This window comes from Candidatus Methanoperedens sp., from assembly GCA_012026795.1.
GTDB lineage: Archaea > Halobacteriota > Methanosarcinia > Methanosarcinales > Methanoperedenaceae > Methanoperedens.
Map to the genome: position 1 here is coordinate 76,359 of VEPM01000015.1, position 21,651 is coordinate 98,009.

Genomic DNA, 21,651 nt, shown 5'->3' on the forward strand with positions numbered 1-21,651 from the left:
AGAAAAAAGCATTTGAAAATACCAGTTAAAAAGTATAAAGACAACAAATACCGGGGAAGTATGAAAAAATTACTGGAATATGATAAATTAAAACTAATAGAAACATTATGGGAATACGACCCTGAAATTTTCAGGATTCTCAAATCAAGCAATAAACTGCATGAAGCACGGAACAGGCTTTTTGATCACCTGAACGATTTAGAAAGGCATCTTTTCAACGTCTATTCTGATAAACATTTTAAAGATAAAAATATTCTTGAGAGAAATAATGCAAAGGAGTGCATAAGGGTTTTTAAAAATGTCATTAGAACAGAAAATGAGGACATTACAAATTATTCCGCTTTGAATTCATTATACAGGGTTGCAAAGAAAAAAGCAAAATCCGAAAGCTTAGATGTTGGTTTTTTCTTAGAATTTATTAATCTTTTCAAAGGTATTAACTGCGAGTCAGGAATATATGCGGAAAAGGAAGTTCCAATATTCTTGAGCCTGAGCGGGCATACTGCTGCACTTGAACGCATGAAAACACTTGACGAGTATTCTTCAAATATTGAAAATTATTTCCTACGGTATAAAACAGGAATGGATCTGATCGAGGAAAGAAAGAATAATAAAAAATCCATCCTGGATTTTTTTAATGCTACTGACAAGGATTGGCAGAATTACTACTGGCATATTGAAAATATAATTTCGGATATTGATACTTTACTGGATCTTGTAAGATTGAGTGATAATGAGTTAAGAGGGCTTGAATGCGCAAGAAAAAACTGCATACCTTTTCAGATCACTCCCCATTATCTCTCGCTTTTTGACAGGGAAAACTCAGGGAAATATGACCATGCAATAAGAGCACAGGTTCTTCCAAGTGAGAATTACTGCTGGAATTATATGCTAAGCAAAGATAATAGCACGAACCTTGATTTTATGGATGAAAAATCCACAAGTCCTATTCAAGGAATAACCCGAAGGTATCCGCAGATACTTATTCTCAAACCCTTTGATTCATGCCCGCAGATATGTGTTTATTGCCAGAGGAACTGGGAAATAACAGATATCAAGGATGCTGTTTTCTCACGGGAGTCAATGAAGAATGCTCTGGATTGGATATCTAATAACAAAAACATAAAAGAAGTACTGATCACTGGCGGAGATCCGTTAACGCTTGATGACGTTTCGATTGATTGGTTATTGTCTGAAATTTCAGGAATCGGCCATATTGAAAGGATCAGGATTGGCACGAGGATCATTGTTACAATGCCTCAAAGGATCACAGGTGAACTCATCGAAATATTTGACAAATACTATGAGTTGGGGAGAAGGGAATTATGCATCGTAACACATTTTGAACATCCGACCGAGCTCACTCCTGATACCCTGGAAGCTATTAAGAAGATCAAGAAACTCGGTATCAACATGTACAACCAGCAGGTTTTTACATATTATAATAGCAAAAAATATGAATCGAGTTTCTTAAGAACAGTATTAAAAAAATCGGGAATTGACCCATATTACACTTTCAATACTAAAGGAAAAGATGAAACAATAGATTATCGTGTACCCATTGCAAGGATAGAACAGGAAAGAGAAGAGGAGGCAAGATTCCTGCCGGGAATGGTGCGAACGGACGAGCCGGTTTTCAATGTCCCGAGGCTTGGGAAATCATATCTTCGCTCATGGCAGGACCATGAGGTAATAATGATCATGGAAGATGGAAGAAGAGTTTACCGTTTCTATCCATGGGAATCTAAATACGCCTTTGTTGAACCGTATAATTATACAGATGTTTCGATCTTTGAGTATCTTAAAAGGTTGAAAGATGATAATGAAAATGTTGATGATTATTCATCTATATGGTATTATTTCTAATTGAACTCAAATTTGCATGAGCCTTTATAATATCTAATTTTGTAACAAGCCCGACGAGTTTTGCAGCATCATCGTTTTCCACTACAAGTAATCGTCCGATCTTACTATTGAGAAGTTTCAAAAGAGCAGACTCAAGTGAATCTTCCGGTTTTACCACTATAAGTTTTGTTGACATAACCTCTTTTGCTGTAGTTGTTTTTCTTGCATCCGGCGATACTTTCTCTGCATCCTCAAATGTGATTATACCCACAAGTTTGTTATCATCAACGACTGGAAAACCAGTGTAACCGTATTTATGTATGAGATCAAGCACTTCGTGGATGCTCACAGATGATTTGATGGTAACAATATTTATGCTCATTGCATCTTCCACTTTAGCCCGCCCGAGTATATCCACCGTCATCTCCCTCCTGTGCGCGGGGGAAGAAGCACGGTTATCTACCTGTTTTTCGTAAATCGTCCATTTGCCTGATAGGACATAAGCCAGGGTCGATGCTACCATCAGCGGAGCAAGCAGGTTATAATTCCCCGTCATCTCTGATATCATCACGATCGCTGCTATGGGAACTTTTGCAACCCCGGCAAGCATCGCACCCATTCCCACGACAACATAAGCGCCAGGTTGGGAAATGATATCCGGGAATATAAGGTTCATTATCTGGCCAAAAGCCCCTCCTATCATTGCACCTATGACAAGGGAAGGTGCAAAAACACCGCCGCTTCCGCCAGATGATAATGTAAATGAGGTTGCAAGAATTTTTAAAATAACAAGTACCATCATGACAGCTATTGACATCCTTACAAGATTACCGTTCATTGTTATCTGGACCCATCCGTAACCTATCCCCAGGACTTGTGGGAAAAACATTGCCATGATTCCTACAAGTAGTCCACCGATAGCTGGTTTGAGATATGATTTAATTTTCATGGGCTTGAAAATACGATCTCGCAAGCCATAGAAAATGATCACAAATAATATTGCTGTTGCGGCGCTCAGGATACCGAGAATGCCATAAAATATGAGTTCCGTGGGCGTTGTAAATTTAAAATCCGGAGTCGTAAATACGCCTCCCCAGCCAAAGAAAGATGAAAATATGGAATATGCGATTGTAGATGAGATGAATGCAGGAACAAGACCCTCTGTTTCCATGTCCCTCTTATAGAGTACTTCTATTGCGAATATTGATCCTCCAAGAGGCGCTTTGAATATGCTGCCAATACCTGCCGCCATACCACAGATGACCATTATTCTCCTGTCACGGTCGCTCAATTTAAAAAATGTGGCAAGCGTAGAACCAAAACCAGCACCTATCTGGGTGATAGGCCCTTCACTTCCCGAGCTCCCCCCGGAGCCGATGGTTATCATTGATGTAATCGCTTTGGTGAGCGGAACTCTTTTCCTGATAAAACCTCGTTTATTATTATAAGCATCAATAACGGCATCAGTGCCATGCCCCTGCGCCTCCGGGGAGTAAGTATGGATTATAATGCCTGCAATTAATCCGCCAGCTGCCGGCAATAAGAAAAGAAGCCATTTTACTCCTGTTGCAGGGTGATTGAATAATGAAGTTTCTCCATCAGGTAAAGGGGGATAATAACCGCCTATACTTCCAAGAACATAATTTGAAACTATGTCCAATCCAAGATAGAACAAAATTGCCCCGAAACCTGAAATAATACCTATAAGAATACTCAATAAAGTCCATCTCTGGACCTGTTTCAGTTCAAGGTCTTTTAAAAATTCATTAAGTTTCAAGTTCGGATCATCAACCTATTAGTCATAATAATTATGCTTATCATACTTAAAATTAGATGTAAACAATACATTAATATGAAAACACCGAATAACTCACATTATGGTTTTTGATATATCCGGAATTTCGACTTACACTATTGCAAACAATTCAGTGAACGATTATTTAATATCTTTAATTATTTTTATAGTATCCATCGTTGTTTTAAGGATTTTCAAATATATTATCTTGAGAAAACTTAAAGAAATATTTGCTAAAACCGCAACTGAATATGATGATCTTGTTGTAAAAGTTATCGATGCGTTTGGCTGGCCGTTCTATGTATTGATATCCACATATGTCGCTTTTTATTTTATTGTAATACCAGATGGTTTACGGACATTCGTGTATTATCTGATAATAGTTCTTGGTACCTATTATGCAATCAAAGGTGTTCAAACTCTTGTCGATTACAGCACGCATAAAATGATAGTAAAAAAACAGGAAGAAGGTGGTGATGAAGAAAGGGGAACTGACACATCTGTAATAGATCTTCTGGGCAGGCTCCTGAAAAGTTTTTTGTGGATCATGGCAACAATCTTTATTATTTCGAACCTGGGATACAATGTTTCAACCTTAATAGCCGGGCTGGGGATCGGAGGTCTGGCAATTGCCATAGCTTTGCAAAACATTTTAAGTGATATATTTGCCTCTTTTTCTATATATTTTGATAAACCCTTCCAGGCCGGGGATTTCATTACATTTGCAGATGAGAGCGGAACGGTGAAAAGGATAGGATTAAAATCCACACGCATCCAGACACTGCATGGCGAAGAACTGATAGTATCAAACAAGCAATTAATAGAATCAAAGGTGCACAACCATAAGCGAATGGAACTGCGAAGAGTCGTTTTTAATCTTGGTATTGCATACGGAACACCAAATGAAAAACTTGAAAAAATCCCTGTGATAATTAAGAAGATAATTGATAATATCAAGGTGATAAAATTTGACAGAGTTCATTTAGTTAAATTCGGAGATTTCAGCCTGGTTTTTGAAATAGTTTATTATGTGAAAACTCGTGATTACAGTAAACATACGGATGTTCGGCATGTGATAAACATGGCTATAAATGAACAGTTTTCAAAAGAGGGAATTGAGATTCGAAGGAATTGAGGGCGTATCCAGCTCAAACGATTTTGATCAAAAAATAAAATTACATATAATCACTAACAAGTTATAACAAATTCGAAAGATTTATAATACTTGAAACTTATTGTTCTTCAAATGGATTCATTATCAGGAGAATAATATGGAAAAATCAATAGAAACGTTTATTGGACCAGTAATGTTTTTTGTATTGGCAGGAATATTCTATTTTATTGTAGAATTGAGAATCAAATTGCTTAAGTGCAGAATTTAATCTTCAATTATTTGCTAAAAGATTATTTTTCTTGAGGTTTTCAAATACCTCAGTTCCTTTATCTGTTAAAATAAACTTTTTCCAGGTTTTTTTTCCGGGGGTCAGTGACTGGATCAGTCCTCGCTCTTCCAGTTCCCGCATTGCGTAACTGATGTTCTGTAATGATCTATCGGTCGAATCTGCTATATCGGATGCCTGTATCATCCTTTTTTCGTGCATCATTTTTAATACAACCACTCTTCTTTCCACTCCCAATACCCACATTGTCAATTCATCAATATTGATTATTCCCAGAATAAATAATTTGAGCAGTTTTTTATTAAAATCGGATGAGCATTCCAATTGGTTCCTAATTTTTTCCTCCTGTGATTGCTGTTGCTGGATTGAATTAGCTTCAATACCCACACAAGACTTATTGAATTGAAATTCGCTTTTTGTGGGAAGAGGCATTATGGCTGCAATGGAAACTGATATCAATAATACTAGTACCAGGATTCGAATGCTTTTATGGGACCTTTCATTACCTTTCATACTCTTTGCATTGAATTATTTTGCATGCGTATTATGTTTTCTATGGATTATATATAATTACTAACAAGTTGTAACAAATTCGAAAGATTTATAACATTTGATAATTATTGTTCGTAGAACAGGTCTATCATTCACGTTGGTTCTATGTGGTGATTACTGTAAAAAATTGGAGGATAAAATATATGCAATCAGAAAAAAGGAGTGAATTGAAATGGTAGATATTTCATTACTCTCTCCCGAAATAATGATGGACATTCTATTAATAGCCATCAGCGGCACTCTTATTTGTATAGGTGTGCACTTTGTACCAGTGGGAGGCGCCCCGGCGGCAATGGCACAGGCTACTGGAATAGGAACAGGCACCGTGGAACTCGCAGCAGGTTCAGGGCTTGTCGGCCTGATAACAGGGGCTTATATGTATGCAAATGTTGAGAACGCGCCAATGGCTTTAGTACTGGCTGCGGGAGCAGTTGGCTCCATGATAATGATATCAAGTGCAATGATAGCTGCCACTTTAATATATGCCTATGGCGTTGGAGTGCCTTTTTCTTCGGCACAGGTAAAAAAAGATCCGATAACAGGAGACAGCCAGGACATATATATGTCTAAAGGGACCCAGGGACAGGGAATTCCAACCGTATGTTTTGTCAGTGGAGTAATCGGGGCTGCGCTTGGCGGCATTGGAGGGGCGCTCATATATTATGTTCTTGTTGGAATATACGGTCAATTGATCAGTGCAACAAGCGCCGCCGCAGTTGCGGGTGTATTTACCATGGGTGTTTTCTATGTTAATGCAGTTGTCCCATCTTATGGCGTAGGCGGAACAATAGAAGGATTCCATGACCCCAAATTCAGGCGCGTTCTTCCAAAAGATGCCCTGACAAGCTTTATTGTGAGCCTTGTCCTTGGTGTCGTAGCAATATTAATTTCAACGGGAATGTAACATGATACTTTCTGAAGAAATATCTGCACTGAAGGAAAGGGAGTACTTGTTTTAATTCATGGAACGAGGGGCATAATATTGTGACAGCTATAATCGTATTCTATAACAACCGGTCAAAAATAGGTCCAACAGAGGTACAATGAGCTTTGAATTCAGCTCAACAGTTGCAGGCGGATTATTGGCAATTTTCCTTATTGTCCTGCTTGGCCCATTTCTGATCAAAAAAATCGAACATAACCTTGAGGTATTCCTTTTCTCAATGGGTGTTCTGGCAGTAACAGTAAACTCCTTCTTCCTGAAAGTATCACCCGGCGCCGAATCCGGGGTTGAGGGAACTTTGCCTAACTGGAACTTTCATCTGATCGAAAAAGCACTTGTCGATCCTGTTGAAATATCGCTTGCTGTGTTATTTGCAGGGCTTATTTTCCATTATGGGCGAGGGCACATACGCGCCTTAATGCAGAGAATACTGGCAAGAATACCGCTTAAGATTGTGGTATTTGCAGTAATCGTGGTTCTCGGTCTGCTTTCAAGTGTTATCACTGCCATCATTGCTGCGCTTCTGCTTGTTGAGATAATTAGCGCATTGAAGCTTAATCGTAAGACAATGGTAAATCTGACAATAATCGCCTGCTTTGCAATTGGCCTTGGCGCCGCACTTACTCCTATCGGTGAACCACTTTCTACAATAGTTATAAAGACAAAGATGAAGGAAAGTTTCTTCTATCTTTTCGATTTGCTTGGAAAATATATAATACCAGGAGTCCTGGCGTTCGGCATAGTAGGTGTTTTCTTCGCTTCTAAAAAAGAAGTACCCACAGATGATGCCGTAGTTACAGATGATGTTCACGAAAGAATAAACGATGTGCTTATCAGGGCAGCAAAGGTGTATGTGTTCGTAATGGCCCTTGTTCTTCTCGGAACTGGCTTTACACCGATCATTGAATGGTATGTAACAAAAATGGCAGGTGAAGCTCTTTACTGGGTGAATATGGTATCAGCTATCCTTGATAATGCTACTCTTGCGGCTGCCGAAGTCGATCCTTCCATGATTATCCCTGGCGCACCCGACCCGGCGATCAAGATCAAAAGTGTCTTGATGGGATTGCTTGTATCAGGCGGTATGCTCATCCCAGGAAATATACCCAATATTATAGCTGCCAACAAGCTTGGGATTACAAGCAAGGAATGGGCAAGGCTTGGGGTTCCTCTGGGTCTTGTAGCGATGCTGGTATATTTCATAATACTCTATGCGCCGAATTATATCTGACTATTAGTTAAACATGGTCTCTCGCAAATCTGCAAGATATGTGGCTGCGGGTTTCCGGAACAGTTTCAGGAACAAGATGAGAATCAAACTGGAAAAAGAACATGAAAATAGAATTCATTGAGAAAATAAAGGAATTGGGAATAGGAGCGTATATCATAGCTATAGGCGTATTCTTTATTCTTTTGATGATAGGGTGGTTAATTTATAATATTTTTATTTCTTCTAAAGGTTAGGCATCATAAAATTTTTTCAATTTTTCAATTGAAAAAACTCCTATAACAACTGGTGCCTAACCGGAATTTTAATAAAGATATTTCCTGACATTAAATTAGAAATAATAAAATAAGTGAGGATAAAATGTTCGAAAAAGTTTTATTTCCAACAGATTTTTCAGAGTATGCACAGAAGACCCTTGAGTGCATTGGTGAGATTCCCGGTATAAAAGAATTGATGCTTTTGCATGTAGTTGATGCGACGCATCCTTCAAAGCGAGGATGGACACATGGACCGCATATCGAGAATACAAAAATTCTCATGGGAGAGAAAAAAGAATACCTCAATAGTCTCGGTTTGAAAGTACAGACAAAACTGGATGTGATAACAGAAGGTGATGTATCCAGAGTGATCCTGGAAACGGCGGAAAAAGAAAAAGTTTCTTTGATCGTAATGGGAGCACGTGGAAAAAGCCCAATAAAGGATTTTCTTCTTGGAAGCACCTCTGCAAACGTAGTGCGTCATGCAAAGACCAGCCTTCTGATCATGCGCTATAAACTGGTGAAAGACTTAGAAGGAGTAAAACATGAAAAATTCTGCCCGATGATTTTCTCAAAAGTGCTTTTACCGACTGATTTTTCTGAATTTGCAGGGGACACGGTCTCTTTTATAAAAAATATAAAAGAGATTAAAGACATTGATCTCCTGAATGTAGTTAGCAAAGGTGAAACTGAGGAAGAAATAGAAGAAAATGTTAATGAGGCCAAAAAAAGGCTTGTTGATATCAAAGAGGAGATTGGACAGGCAGGTTTTATGGTGAAGGATCACGTTAGAGTTGGGAATGTTCCGGAGGAAATAATCTCAACAGCAGAGGATGAAAATGTATCACTAATAGCGATGAGCCCGCACGGGAAAGGCTGGATCAGGGAATTATTGGTAGGAAGTACAACCTGTGCAGTAGTAAGAAGGGCAAATAGACCTGTTCTGGTAGTGAGAGCGAAGTAAAAAAGATTCGTTGACTAAGCTTCCAATGATATCGAGACGAAAAGCAGGTCTGGTGCTTGGACCTGTACTTTTTTTATTCATTCTCCTCTCAGACATAGAAGGAATACCCTGGGAAGCTAAATCAATAGCAGCAAGCACTGCATGGATAGCATGCTGGTGGTTGACGGAAGCGATTCCCATACCTGCAACTTCGCTTCTTCCAATAATTCTTTTTCCTTTGATTGGGGCTCTTGAGGTTGGAGAGGTTACAGCAGAGTATGGAAACAAGATAATATTCCTCCTGATAGGGGGATTTTTCATTGCTATTGCCATGGAGAAATGGGGACTTCATATCAGGATTGCGCTTCACATCATCAGAACTATCGGAACAAGTCCCAGAAAAACAATAGCAGGATTCATGGCTGCCACAGCTTTCATTTCCGCATGGATCAGCAATACTGCGACTGCCATGATGATGGTGCCAATAGCCACAGCGATCATATATCAGGCTTCAAAGGCAGGAGAAGATAAAAATTTTAACACGACTATCATTCTCTCGATAGCTTATGCAGCCTCAATAGGAGGAATTGCCACTCTCATCGGTACTACCCCTAATCTAATATTTGCTGGTATTTATCGCACATTTTACTCATCTAAGATAACTTTCCTCCAGTGGGCTTATTTTGGCTTTCTGCTGGCATTTTTTATATTATTTATATGCTGGATATATCTGGTATATATTGCATATCCTCCGAGAATTAAAGCACTCGGAGATGGAATAACTGATGAGATTGCCAGGCTTGGAAAAATTACCATTCAAGAAAGAAGGGCTTCTGATATGGAAAGACACGATAAAGCTTCCATGGGATCTGGTGCTTTTGCTTGGAGGAGGATTAGCCATAGCCAAGGGTTTTATAGAAACGGGCTTAGATGCGGGGATAGAGCAGCAGCTTCTTTTTCTGAAAGATATGCCTTCAGTTGTAATAATACTGGCTGTTGTCACGCTCACACTCTTCATGACAGAAATAACCTCAAACACCGCTACTGCTACAATTATACTGCCAGTGGCAGCTTCCCTTGCTGCAGCGCTGGGTATTGTGCCTCTGGGACTAATGATCGCCGCAGCCATATCCTCTTCGCTTGCTTTCATGCTGCCGGTGGCTACGCCGCCCAATGCCATAGTGTTCGGTACAGGATATGTGACTGTACCACAAATGGCAAAGGCTGGATTCTGGATGAATATATTGTGCATAGCGATCATAACATTATTTGTGGTATTGGAACTTCTATGATATGACTGATTTGATAATACGAATATATGGGGTATAATAATGCTAACCGAATCGATTAAGTTTCTAATATTTTTCATTATTTCAATCCCTATTATTATAAAATCCAGCGATATTTTCACTGAAGGAGCCTCAAAACTAGCCAAGATTCTCGGAGTTTCCGATTTTGTCATCGGGATTACTGTTGTTGCGCTGGGAACCTCACTGCCAGAACTGGTTTCTGATATATATGCATCGTACATCGATCATGGTCAAATAGCGGTCGGGGATATCATCGGGAGCAATATCACCAATATCGCCCTGATCCTTGGTCTGACCTGTATCATTAAACCGCTTGTGATAAAATACACTGAAATCTATAGCGGCTGGATACATCTTATCATACTGGCTTTTGCATCTGTGTTCTTACTGGCCGCGGATGGTATTGGGAGGATCGGCGGAACCGCCTTTATAACCGCATACGTTTTTTATCTAAAGCATGCAATTAACACATACAGGGAAATAGGTGTTGAATCTATTGGAAAAAATGGCTTCATTAAAAATATTTTAGAAGTTCTTATAGGACTTGTTGGCATACTCATAGGAGCAAGGATTCTTGTAAATTCTATAATCGGACTCTCCGTGGCTTATGGTATATCAGAATATCTTATTGCTCTTTTGCTCATGTCTTTTGGGACTTCTTTGCCTGAACTTTTTGTTTCGGTTTCAGCTGCGAGCAAAGGATACATGACAATGGCGCTTGGGAATATTATTGGAAGCAATGTCGCTAATATCCTGTGGGTTCTTGGGGTTGCAGCTATTATCAGGCCAATTAATATAGCTCCTGAACTTATTTTAATTCAAGTTTTATTTATGCTGGTGCTATCTCTATTACTAATCATTTTTAAGAAGTCAGGATATGTGATCGACAGAAGAGAAGGAGCTACTTTTTTGGTAATATATGTTATTTTTGTTATTGTAAGCGTAGCTTCCGGGGGATGATTTTAAACAACTGGAAGTTTAGCTATGTTATAACAAATAGAATGTACAAAAAGAGGAGAAGGTTGGTCGAATGTCATATCAAACACATCCAGGGATAAGAGCGTCATTTATTGTTTTTTTATTCTTTGTCCTGGTATTGGTTTTAATATTTGTAAGCTTAAATATATTCGGCACTGCTTTTCGAAAACTGGGATTTCCTCCTGAGTATTCGGTCTATTTCCTCTTTTTATCGCTACTTGGAAGTAACGTGAACTTTCCTGTTAAAGTAGAGAAAACCAGCATAGCCGTTAACCTAGGGGGCGCTGTTATTCCAATAGTTATGTCAGGATTTCTGTCCACGATGGTTAGCCCCGTCGATGTGATAATAGGAGTTCTGATCATGACTTTCTTTATCCATAGTATAGCAAGACCGGTGGTAGGAAGAGGAATAGCGATCCATGTTTTAATTCCTCCATTTCTGGCTGCTGCGACAGCTCTCATGATCTCTCCTCAAGATGCCCCTATGATAGCTTATATCTCAGGCACGATCGGATGTTTAATCGGTGTTGACCTGCTTAATTTGAAAAAAATCGCTGATTTGGATGTGCCGGTTATTTCGATCGGAGGAGCCGGGACATTTGATGCAATATTTCTAACAGGTTTGATATCTGTGCTGTTGGCATAAGTGTGGGAAAGGCGCTCTATCAACGGATTTTTGTCATTGTAACAAGAATTGGAAGTATCTCAACTCTTCCGACTACCATTAAAATTGAGAGCGCAAGTTTCAAATGCATATCAAGGGCTATGGATACGATTCCTGCTGATAATCCCGATGTAGCAAAAGCGGAAACTGCCTCGAACATCGAATCGACCAGTCCGAAGCCGGAGAATGCGAGAAGCGCTCCTGTGACAATCACAAGGATAGACGAAAGAAGAATGAATACAAGGTTTGTTAAGATATCTTCTTTATCGTAATCTTTACCGTCGAATTCGATTTTTTCATACTTTTTCCCGATAGAAGAACCGATAGCAAAAGGAATTGACTTTAAAAAAAGAGCAAGACGGAAGATTTTGATTCCACCCGCTGTGGAGAAACTCATTCCGCCCAGGAACATCAGGACAATAAACAGAAACTTTGCTTTTTCGGGAATTATGCTGAAATTTATTGTGGAGAAACCTGTACCAGTGGATGCGCTAAGAACGTGGAATATTATAGTAAATATATCAAGCGGATAAACAGCCCGTACAGCCACCACGCCAATAGCAGAGATGATAATAAACATCCAGAATTCCTTTGAGAACCATCATAACAATAACGATCAGTGATACGGGAAATGCGGTATATGGTGAAAAATCAGCTATTGGAGAAAAGCCGCCTGTCATGAGCGAACTCAGCACAACTGAGATTGTATTTGCTATGTCTGTTAAGCCCAAAATGTATATTATTGCGGAGAAAAGAAGGATGTACACTGTATATACTACAAGAATCGACGCTAAGGATTGTTTAATACTATCAGTCACGCGCATAAAGTTCATAACTCTTGACATATTGTCCAGCGTCTTACCATTGTAGAAGAACGCAAGGAGTATGAACACGATGCCTAATCCACCTATGAGGTGCGTGAAACTGCGATAGAACATGAGCGAGCGCGGAAGAGCATCCGGATCTGTTATAAGCGAAAAGCCAGTGGTAGTATACCCTGAGATACTCTCAAAAAAACTGTTCACGAATCGCACAGTGAGGCTTGAATCATTGAATATATTGAGCCAGAAGTATGGAACCGCGCCAATAATACCCAGTATAAAAAAACACCTGTAAGAAGAATGCAGGATTGACGGAAATCAAGCTCCTCACGCATAGAGAGGGCGTTTAGAGAAAAACCAGAGAAAAAGAATGCAAAACTGGTTATGAACAATGAGATTATTGCCTGCGTTTCATTATAAACGAATCCCATGACAATGGGGAAAGCGACTAAGATCCCTGCAACCTGCATGACAAGCCCCATGTTCGCAAGAACTGGAAACATATCCTATAACTTTACATGAATACATATATAGTTTATCTACTTATTATAATCATGAGAATTTTGTTTTCATTATGAACAAAACAAGACAAGGGTATTAGCAATAATCAGTTAAATAAGTTATAGATTCAACGAATTATTGATGATAGGATGGCTAATATATAATATTTTTATTTCTTCTAAAGGTTATCCAGGATTTAAATCAATTAGATTGAAATACAAGAAGTTAGAAATAATGATATAGGGAGGATAAAATGTTCGAAAAAGTTCTATTTCCGACAGATTTTTCAGAGTATGCACAGAAGACTCTTGAATGCATTGGTGAAATTCCGGAGATAAAAGAATTGATGCTTTTGCATGTAGTGGATGCCACACATCCTTCAAAACGAGGATGGACTCATGGGCCGCATATAGAGAATACAAAAATTCTCATGGAAGAGAAGAAAAATTACATCGAGAGTATGGGATTGAAAGTGAAAACAAAAGTGGATGTTATAACAGAAGGTGATGTTTCCAGAGCGATTCTGGAAGCTGCGGAAAAAGAAAAAGTTTCTTTGATCGTAATGGGTGCGCGTGGAAAAAGCCCAATAAAGGATCTTCTTCTTGGAAGCACTTCTGCAAACGTAGTGCGTCATGCAAAGACCAACCTTCTTATCATGCGCTATAAATTGGTGAAAGACCTGGAAGGAGTAAAACATGAAAAATTCTGCACGATGATTTTCTCAAAAGTGCTTTTGCCAACTGATTTTTCTGAGCCTGCAAAAAAGACAATATCATTTATCAAAGGAATAAAGGATATTAAAGAAGTTGTTCTTCTGAGTGTTGTTAGTAAAGGGGAGACAGAGGAGGAAATAGAAGAAAATGTCAATGAGACTAAAAGTAAGCTTGGCGATATCAGAGATGATTTCGGACGAGCAGGTTTCAATGTGAAAGATCATGTTCGTGTGGGAAACCTGCCCGAGGAAATAATCTCAACGGCCGAGGATAATGATGTATCACTGATAGCAATGAGCCCACATGGGAAAGGTTGGTTCAGGGAATTATTGGTAGGTAGCACTACCTGTGCAGTTGTGAGGAGAGCAAATAGGCCTGTTCTGGTAGTGAGGGTCAAGTAAAAACAGCACATTTTAGACTTCAGATGATCTCAAGACAAAAAGCAGGTCTGGTGGTTGGGCCTGTACTTTTTTTATTAATACTTCTCTCAGATATAGAAGGACTGTCCTGGGAAGCAAAATCAATAGCTGCGAGCACTGCCTGGATTGCGTGCTGGTGGCTGACGGAGGCAATATCGATTCCTGCCACTTCAATGCTGCCGATAATTCTTTTTCCGCTTCTTGGGGCGCTTGAGGTTGTAATGGTTACATCAGAGTACGGGAATCAGATAATCTTCCTGGTAATCGGGGGATTTTTCATTGCAATCGGCATGGAGAGGCGCTTGGGAATATTATTGGAAGCAATGTTGCAAATATCCTGTGGGTTCTTGGTTTTGCAGCTATTATCAAACCGATAAATATAGCCCCTGAAGTAATTCTTATTCAAATTTCATTTATGATCATACTCTCGGTATTACTGATAATTTTCAAAAAATCAGGATATGTGATAGACAGGAAAGAAGGGGCTATTTTTCTGGGAATATATATTGTTTTTGTTCTTGTCAGCGTAGCTTTTGGGTGTTCAAGGATCAAGGCCCCATTTATCGTTTTATTATTCATGACACTGCTAACATAGGTCACTTCAATGCTGCGCTTACGATCTCGGCAAGATCAAGCACCTGTACTTTATCATCGGCTTTGATGCCTTTTATCCCGTCTTCAAACATGGTCATGCAGTATGGGCAGCACACGCAAATCGTCTTTGGATCTTTTTTCATAGCCTCCTCGACCCGCTCAATATTGATCAGTTTTCCTGTAGCTTCTTCCATCCACATTCGTCCGCCTCCGGCGCCGCAGCAAAAAGACCTGTCTTTGTGTCGTTCCATTTCGATCGGCGCCTGGCCTGTTATAGAAGCAATAACATTTCGCGGCGCTTCATATATCCCATTATAGCGTCCCAGATAACATGAGTCATGGAATACGAGATTTCCAAAATCCTTTGCATCATCTAACTTCAGCTTACCCGATTTTATCATATCATTTATCAGATCAGTATGATGAACAACTTCCAGTTCCATGCCATACTGTCGGTAATCGTTCTTGAAGGTGTTATAGCAATGCGGACACTGGGTAATAATCTTCTTTATGCCCTTCTCATTAAATAAACGGATATTTTCCTGGGTCATGCTATCAAAAACAAATTCATTACCAAGACGGCGCATGCTGTCGCCGCAGCACAACTCTTCTTTTCCCAGGAGACCCCATGAAATGCCGCTGTCATTCAGGATTTTTGATATTGCCTGGGACACTTTTTTGCTGCGTGCATCGAAAGAGCCAAAGCATCCGACATAAAATAAATATTCGGTCTTACCAGGTTCAAAAAGCTTAACATCCAGATCAGCCGCCCATTTTGCTCGATCTCCAGGTGCAATACCCCAGGGATTACTGCGCTGCTCTATATTCTCAAAAAGTGCAATTAATTCCTCAGGTACTTTTGCTTTCATCTCTACAAGATTTCGGCGCATCTGGACGATTTCTACAACATGCTCAATAAATACCGGACAAACTTCCATGCATGCCCCACAGGTCGTACAATCCCAGAGAGCTTGTTCTGCAACACTGCCTTCTTTTCCACTTCCGATCAAAGGTATTACCGTTTCTTCATTTCTTATTATCCCTGGGCCATTTACCAGCAGGTTGACCTTCATATTCAGGATAATCAGCCTGGGGTCTAACACCTTACCCGTATTTGTAGCCGGGCAGTTATCCGTGCAGCGGCCGCACTCGGTACAGGAATATGAATCAGTTAAGTTTTTCCAGGTAAATTGGTCAATTCTCCCGACACCAAATTCATTTCCCTTTTTGAACTCTTCCCTGGGCTGGGTGTTGACCTTCGTGAGGCTTCTAAGATATACGTTCGGTATACCTGTCAGGATATGCATGTGCTTGCTGTAAGGCAGGTAATTCAGGAAACCCAGCAGCACAATTGCGTGGAGCCACCAGAAAGCATCTATATATCCATTCAGGCTTCCTGCAGGAACTTTTGAAAAAAAAGCGGAAGCTACAAAATTAGATACAGGCATGAAAGAGGCTGCTTCTTCAGTACCCTGTGCTATCTCACCTGCATGCAAACCGAAAAAGGCGAGCATAAGTAAGGCGATCAGGCCGAGAATTATAAAAGCATCCATGCTCCTGGCTTCAATGTACCAGGGAGGAAATGCCAGGCGGCGGATGACCGCGATAGAAACGGCCAGCAGGGCAAGAGCTGATGCAATCTCTATCAAAAAAGCCAGGGGATGATACATGCCGGGCGGAAGCAATGAGAAACTGATTGAATCCGGGAACAATCCCTCAAGCAGGAATTCTATATTGGCTATCAATAATAACATGAAAGACCAGAAAAGAACAAGATGGTTCCAGCCAAAACGATATCCGTGGGAAACAGTGCATCTTTGCCCAAATGCGTAATACAGAACGCCCTCTATACGCTTACCGATATTGTTGAAACGGCTTTCCGGCCTGCCAAGCAAAAGCAGGCGAAAACGCCTATAGCAGCTCCACAAAAAAAGCGCTATGGCGGCTGCAAAAATAATTGTACTGATATTAATCAACATAACTTACTCCTTCCCGATAATATTTTCTGATCCTGATATGGAACATATCTTGCCTGTATGTAATTCCCTTATATAATCGATAATGGCCGGAACTACCTTGAATACATCACCCACGATACCATAGGTTGCAACCTCAAATATCGGGGCATTTTTATCCAGGTTGATAGCGATTATGACATCCGAATTTTGCATCCCGACCAGGTGCTGGATAGCGCCGCTGATGCCGCATGCGATATAAATTTTAGGTCTTACGGTTTTGCCTGTTTGGCCAACCTGGCGTTCTGCGCCCATCCAGCCCGCTTCAACCACAGCGCGCGAACAACCAACTACGCCGCCAAGCTCATCAGCAAGCTCCTGCAACATCCCGAAATTCTCCTTTGCCTGCATTCCTCTGCCCCCTGCAACTATGACATCTGCTGCCGCAAGGTCACACTCCGCTCTCTGGTCTTTGATAATTTCCAGCACCTTGACAGCAACATCATCTTCTTTGATCGCAAAAAATTCACGGACTATCTCACCCGTGTGCGATGTATCCTTACAGGGTAAAGGCATCACATGTGGTCGCACCGTGGACATTTGCGGCCTTGTCCGTTCTGTAAGGATCGTTGCCATTATATTGCCGCCAAAAGCCGGACGTGTTTGCAACAAAAAACCTTTTTCATCTACATCAAGACCCGTACAATCCGCGGTCAGGCCGGTGTTCAGTTTTGTAGCAACTGCGCCTGCAAGGTCTCTTCCAAGACCTGTAGCGCCCATAAGTAATATTTCGGGTTTGTACTTTTTCACCAGGTAACAGATGGCCTTATTATAAGTCTCGGTGCGGTAATAATGAAATACGGGAGCATCCAGTAAATAAACACGGGAAGCACCATACGCAAAAGACTCCTGGCACAGATGCTCTACTTTATCGCCGATTACTATGGAGCAAAGTTCAACGCCCAAGGTTTTAGCCAGCTTCGCGCCAGCGCCCAGCAATTCCCATGAAACGGTAGCAGGCTCGCCTTCGGTATGTTCCACAAAAATCCATACCCCTCTGTATTCTTTGATATGGGCCGTTGCTGCGGCTTCTTCAATACTGACTTCTTTTGTGCCAGTTCCCTTTGCGGATGCAGCTATCTGCTCAAGGATTTTCTTTTCCTCGGGTGTATAAAAAATCTCAAGGGCCTGGGCAGGGCAAACCTTGATACATCTGCGACAGCCAATGCACTTTTCCAGGTTGATGACAGGCTCGCCTTTATCATTCATTTCTATGGCATCTTCGGGGCAGGAACTCTGGCAGCGCGCTCCGCAAGCGATGCATTTTCCCGGGATAAGTTTAGCTATGCCGCGTGGTTTGCGTATCTTTTTCTCTCCTTCTTCATCCATAAACTTGTGCCTCTACAGTATTTAACTCATGTCTCCTATAAATTCAGGATATTTTTCTCTTTAAGCCTTTCGACCAATAATCTGGCAGAAGCCTTTGGATCTTTGACCCCATCCCCGATTATCTCCCCTTTCTCTCTCTGGGGCGAAAAGATTTTCCGCACCTGTGTAGCAGAACCCTTAAGGCCGATAGTATCTTCTCTAAGTCCTATCTCTTTGTTGTTCCATAATGTCACGGGAGCATCCCGTGCAAAAAGGCGCATAGGCACTTTCGGATAACGCGGACGGTTTATTTCCCGGAGCACCGAGATCATTGAAGGAAGCGGGGCTTCAACTATTTCGTGCCTGCCTTCCAGCCTGCGGCTGACTCTTATTTTTTTTGCTTTCAAATCCACATTTTCAATATGGTCTATAAGGGTCAATTGTGAATAACCTAACCTGGTTGCAATACCAGGCCCGACCTGCGCTGTGTCCCCATCAATGGTCTGCCTGCCGCAAATTACCATTGCCACTTCTTCTTTTGTACCAAGCTTCCTGATGGCTTCGGCCAGAACCATACTGGTTGCAAGAGTATCTGCTCCTCCAAAAGCCCTGTCGCTTAAAAGTATTACCTCATCAGCCCCAAGGGAAAGGGCTTTTCGCAGTGTAACTTCTGTATTTGGAGGCCCCATGGAAATAACCGCTATGCGAAAGCCGTATTTTTCTTTAAGCCTGAGACTTTCTTCCAGGGCATAGGTATCAAACGGATTTATTATGAACGGTACACCCTCTCTTATCAAAGTACCGGTGACCGGGTCAACTTTTACCTGGGTAGTATCCGGTACCTGTTTTACACATGTAACGATTAACATTTTAAATTATCCCTCAGCATATACTTATATTCTTTATACAACCATAAAAATTATTGCTTCCTTAATATCAATTTGCCTCCCTGTTTCAGGTCAAGCATGCTCCTTGTATTGTAATCTTATCAGGTCTTAATGAGTGCATGGTATTCTCTCATAATCTAATGTTCCCCGTTTTTAATATCATAATAATACTTATAATGTATAAAAGTATCTATATATCGTAATAATCAGTGCATAAAAAAGAAGGAAAAAGTTAAGGTTAATGGAAGTGTGTAAAAAGCGGGACGTCAAATATTGTCGTTGAATATACGGGATGTTAAGGAATGATTCTAAAAGCAGTGATTTTTGATATGGATGGTGTGCTTATTGATTCTATGCCCTATCATGCGGATGCATGGATAGCTGTTTTTGCAAGGGTGGGTATTAAAGTCAAGAGGGATGATATCTATAAGATGGAAGGTTCAAACCATGTTGGAATAATCAGGATGGTATTTGAAAAAGTAGGACGGATACCTGAACCTGAGGACTTTGATAAACTTGCAGAGGAAAAAAAGAAGATATTTTCAAAAATCAACAAGGCGACTGTTTTTGAAGGAATATATGAATTGATCGACGACTTAAAAAACAAATATGATCTTGCGGTCGTATCCGGCTCTGATAAAACAGTTGTCAAAGAGTTAATTGAGTACTTTTTCCCGGATATATTTTCTGTAATGGTGACAGGAAACGATGTTATTGAGGGAAAGCCATCGCCCCTGCCTTATTTAAAAGCTGTTGAAATGCTAAAAGTCAGAAAAGATGAATGTATCGTTATCGAAAATGCGCCCCTGGGTGTTGAATCTGCAAAAAGGGCGGGCCTGTACTGTATAGCAATCCCAACGTACGTGGAACCGGAATTATTGGAGGATGCAGATATTGTGCTTCCAGACCATGCAAGGTTGAAAGAATGTATATCGAAATTTGACATTCAATTTAAAAGCCATTTCCACATGGGCAAGTAATTTATGATCTTTCCATTTTTTTCAATACTTTTCTCCTCATCTTCCGTTAAAATAATTCCTTCATTAACATCAAGTTCCTCCATAGCATATTCCAACGCCCTTTCTTCGCGCCTCTGCGTAACGTCGTTCCTTACATCCCATGCGACCTGGATAAGCTCTGTGATTTTTTGGCCAGCTTTTACTACAAAATCAACTTCATAACCATCCTGGTTCTTCCAGTAGTAAACATCAATATTGCGTCGCTTAAGTTCAACGAAAACAACCGTCTCCGCAAGCCTTCCTGTGTCATTAGAAAAACGCAGACAGACGGCATTCCTGATGCCCGTATCCACAGGGTATGTTTTTTTATTCTGCTTGAACTGTGTCTTCAATTTGAATGAAAAAATGGGAAGGTCATGTATCAAAAGGGATTCTTTCAGATAGCCGATATATTTCTCAGCAGTCTCAACAGCAGTGTCAGTAGCTTTCGCCACGCTGTTACTTGAGTATTGCGCTCCGGGATTTGTCAGTAAAAAGCGGCATATCTTGTCTGTTATCTCAAAGGTTGCACCATATCTGGAAGAAATATCCCTTGCAAGAATGTCATTGTAAAGCATAGTGAGCACCTGTTTTCGTCCGAAATCATCGAGTCCTGCTGTTTCAGGAAAGCCCCCGGCTTCAAGATATGCGCTCAGGTAATGGAGTAGCTTGTCTTTATTGTAAGCCAGGTATTCAGGACTGAAATCCTCCCACCCTCTTTTTTTTAGATATTCCCTGAAGGAAAAAGGTGTAGCTCCAAAGGTTATATGCCTGCCTGTCAGGACTCTTCCCATATCCTGTGAAAGCAGGCTTGCAGATGAGCCTGAAATGAATATTCTCCGGAATTTTTTTGTGTCGTAAAGCGTCCTTACCCAGCGTTCCCATCCTGCTTTTTGCTGTATCTCATCAAGGAATATGTGGGAAGTATCAGGATTTATTTTAAATATCTCCTTCTGGAGTTCGGGAAATGTGGCAGCATTTATTGATGGGTCATCGAAGTTCAGGAACATGATGTCCTTTGCCCGCACTCCCTGGGAGGTCAGATGCTCTGCCACCTGATAGAGAATAGTGGTCTTGCCGCACCGCCTGACCCCTATTATGTCTTTTATGTGGGGAGTGCCGAGGCTTTTGATGATGTCATCTGTTATGTCTCTTCTGATACCAGTGAGAGATGGAGGCATCTTTTGTGCCCACCATGGGTTCCATGAACGGATGGATTGATCGAGCATGATAGATTGTTTCTGGCGGGGGAGGTTATATATGTTTCGATGAATGTCGAGGATTTTTAAGGAGTTGATTAGATTTTTGTTGAGGAAAGTATAAAATTATCTTATGGTGAGAAATAGTTGGCATATGTGAATTCAATAAATCATATATTTATCCCACATTCCGCACATGGTGCCCGTTGATTTTATATAATCAAAATAAGAATCAACCGGCATGGAATATTCGAGTAAAAACATTGATCACCTTGGTATAG

21 protein-coding genes are annotated in these 21,651 nt (G+C 40.6%); 12 read left to right on the plus strand and 9 right to left on the minus strand.

The features are described 5' to 3' along the window. The first annotated feature begins 60 nt into the window (after nt 1-60). The gene (locus FIB07_08840; protein NJD52958.1) at nt 61-1,866 is read left to right on the plus strand and encodes a KamA family radical SAM protein; all 1,806 of its coding nucleotides are present in this window, start codon (nt 61-63) and stop codon (nt 1,864-1,866) included. Here the strand turns inward: FIB07_08840 and FIB07_08845 are convergent. After that, nucleotides 1,847-3,589, minus strand: coding sequence for a CBS domain-containing protein (locus tag FIB07_08845; protein ID NJD52959.1), 1,743 nt, complete (start codon nt 3,587-3,589; stop codon nt 1,847-1,849). The genes FIB07_08840 and FIB07_08845 overlap by 20 nt on opposite strands. Before the next feature lie 133 nt (nt 3,590-3,722). Between FIB07_08845 and FIB07_08850 the strand changes: the two genes are divergently transcribed. After that, a complete protein-coding gene (locus tag FIB07_08850) occupies nt 3,723-4,775 on the plus strand; it encodes a mechanosensitive ion channel family protein (protein NJD52960.1) in 1,053 nt (350 codons plus the stop codon). A gap of 250 nt (nt 4,776-5,025) precedes the next feature. Here the strand turns inward: FIB07_08850 and FIB07_08855 are convergent, their stop codons facing one another. Continuing rightward, entirely contained in the window at nt 5,026-5,286 is a 261-nt protein-coding gene (locus tag FIB07_08855) for a MarR family transcriptional regulator (protein ID NJD52961.1), read from the minus strand. A 478-nt stretch (nt 5,287-5,764) separates the two neighbouring features. Here FIB07_08855 and FIB07_08860 point away from each other — a divergent pair, with 478 nt between their 5' ends. The 6 genes from FIB07_08860 (at nt 5,765) to FIB07_08885 (ending at nt 11,897) form a co-directional block, all read left to right on the plus strand. Then, nucleotides 5,765-6,496 (plus strand): tetrahydromethanopterin S-methyltransferase subunit D, encoded by a 732-nt coding sequence (locus FIB07_08860; protein ID NJD52962.1) that lies wholly within the window; start codon nt 5,765-5,767, stop codon nt 6,494-6,496. Nucleotides 6,497-6,635: 139 nt separating this feature from the next. After that, nucleotides 6,636-7,766: a DUF1646 domain-containing protein gene (locus FIB07_08865; protein ID NJD52963.1), complete on the plus strand. Its 1,131-nt coding sequence runs from the start codon at nt 6,636-6,638 to the stop codon at nt 7,764-7,766. Nucleotides 7,767-8,123: 357 nt separating this feature from the next. Then, complete coding sequence (locus FIB07_08870; GenBank protein NJD52964.1) at nt 8,124-8,984, plus strand: universal stress protein; 861 nt, start codon at nt 8,124-8,126, stop codon at nt 8,982-8,984. Between the two features lie 25 nt (nt 8,985-9,009). Continuing rightward, complete coding sequence (locus FIB07_08875) at nt 9,010-10,260, plus strand: hypothetical protein (protein ID NJD52965.1); 1,251 nt, start codon at nt 9,010-9,012, stop codon at nt 10,258-10,260. Nucleotides 10,261-10,294: 34 nt separating this feature from the next. Next, nucleotides 10,295-11,233 (plus strand): calcium/sodium antiporter, encoded by a 939-nt coding sequence (locus FIB07_08880; protein ID NJD52966.1) that lies wholly within the window; start codon nt 10,295-10,297, stop codon nt 11,231-11,233. A 70-nt stretch (nt 11,234-11,303) separates the two neighbouring features. Continuing rightward, nucleotides 11,304-11,897 (plus strand): DUF1614 domain-containing protein, encoded by a 594-nt coding sequence (locus FIB07_08885; GenBank protein NJD52967.1) that lies wholly within the window; start codon nt 11,304-11,306, stop codon nt 11,895-11,897. Nucleotides 11,898-11,916: 19 nt separating this feature from the next. Here the strand turns inward: FIB07_08885 and FIB07_08890 are convergent, their stop codons facing one another. The 3 genes from FIB07_08890 to FIB07_08900 are packed head-to-tail and all read right to left on the minus strand — an operon-like array spanning nt 11,917 to nt 13,239. Then, nucleotides 11,917-12,495 (minus strand): TrkH family potassium uptake protein, encoded by a 579-nt coding sequence (locus FIB07_08890; protein ID NJD52968.1) that lies wholly within the window; start codon nt 12,493-12,495, stop codon nt 11,917-11,919. Further along, complete coding sequence (locus FIB07_08895; GenBank protein ID NJD52969.1) at nt 12,437-13,045, minus strand: hypothetical protein; 609 nt, start codon at nt 13,043-13,045, stop codon at nt 12,437-12,439. Before FIB07_08895 ends, FIB07_08890 begins: the two co-directional genes overlap by 59 nt. After that, nucleotides 12,937-13,239 (minus strand): hypothetical protein, encoded by a 303-nt coding sequence (locus tag FIB07_08900; protein NJD52970.1) that lies wholly within the window; start codon nt 13,237-13,239, stop codon nt 12,937-12,939. The genes FIB07_08895 and FIB07_08900 overlap by 109 nt, the downstream gene beginning before the upstream one ends. A gap of 251 nt (nt 13,240-13,490) precedes the next feature. Here FIB07_08900 and FIB07_08905 point away from each other — a divergent pair, with 251 nt between their 5' ends. Genes FIB07_08905 through FIB07_08915 form a run of 3 tightly spaced genes read left to right on the plus strand, consistent with a single transcriptional unit; the run spans nt 13,491 to nt 14,964 of the window. After that, nucleotides 13,491-14,351, plus strand: a complete 861-nt coding sequence (locus FIB07_08905) for a universal stress protein (protein ID NJD52971.1) — start codon at nt 13,491-13,493, stop codon at nt 14,349-14,351. A 23-nt stretch (nt 14,352-14,374) separates the two neighbouring features. After that, nucleotides 14,375-14,746, plus strand: a complete 372-nt coding sequence (locus tag FIB07_08910; GenBank protein NJD52972.1) for a hypothetical protein — start codon at nt 14,375-14,377, stop codon at nt 14,744-14,746. Continuing rightward, nucleotides 14,599-14,964 (plus strand): hypothetical protein, encoded by a 366-nt coding sequence (locus FIB07_08915; GenBank protein ID NJD52973.1) that lies wholly within the window; start codon nt 14,599-14,601, stop codon nt 14,962-14,964. Before FIB07_08910 ends, FIB07_08915 begins: the two co-directional genes overlap by 148 nt. Before the next feature lies 1 nt (nt 14,965). On the opposite strand, the gene FIB07_08920 is transcribed toward FIB07_08915, so the two are convergent. From FIB07_08920 to FIB07_08930, 3 genes are read right to left on the minus strand one after another with little or no spacing between them, the layout of a single operon-like run. Further along, nucleotides 14,966-16,942: a 4Fe-4S dicluster domain-containing protein gene (locus tag FIB07_08920; protein ID NJD52974.1), complete on the minus strand. Its 1,977-nt coding sequence runs from the start codon at nt 16,940-16,942 to the stop codon at nt 14,966-14,968. A 3-nt stretch (nt 16,943-16,945) separates the two neighbouring features. Continuing rightward, the gene (locus tag FIB07_08925) at nt 16,946-18,307 is read right to left on the minus strand and encodes a 4Fe-4S dicluster domain-containing protein (protein ID NJD52975.1); all 1,362 of its coding nucleotides are present in this window, start codon (nt 18,305-18,307) and stop codon (nt 16,946-16,948) included. A gap of 35 nt (nt 18,308-18,342) precedes the next feature. Next, nucleotides 18,343-19,155: an electron transfer flavoprotein subunit beta/FixA family protein gene (locus tag FIB07_08930; protein ID NJD52976.1), complete on the minus strand. Its 813-nt coding sequence runs from the start codon at nt 19,153-19,155 to the stop codon at nt 18,343-18,345. A gap of 323 nt (nt 19,156-19,478) precedes the next feature. Here FIB07_08930 and FIB07_08935 point away from each other — a divergent pair, with 323 nt between their 5' ends. Beyond that, complete coding sequence (locus FIB07_08935; GenBank protein NJD52977.1) at nt 19,479-20,153, plus strand: HAD family phosphatase; 675 nt, start codon at nt 19,479-19,481, stop codon at nt 20,151-20,153. On the opposite strand, the gene FIB07_08940 is transcribed toward FIB07_08935, so the two are convergent. Then, nucleotides 20,120-21,400 carry an ATP-binding protein gene (locus tag FIB07_08940; GenBank protein ID NJD52978.1) on the minus strand — a complete coding sequence of 427 codons (1,281 nt, stop codon included), beginning with the start codon at nt 21,398-21,400 and terminating at the stop codon, nt 20,120-20,122. The genes FIB07_08935 and FIB07_08940 overlap by 34 nt on opposite strands. Between the last annotated feature and the right edge of the window lie 251 nt (nt 21,401-21,651).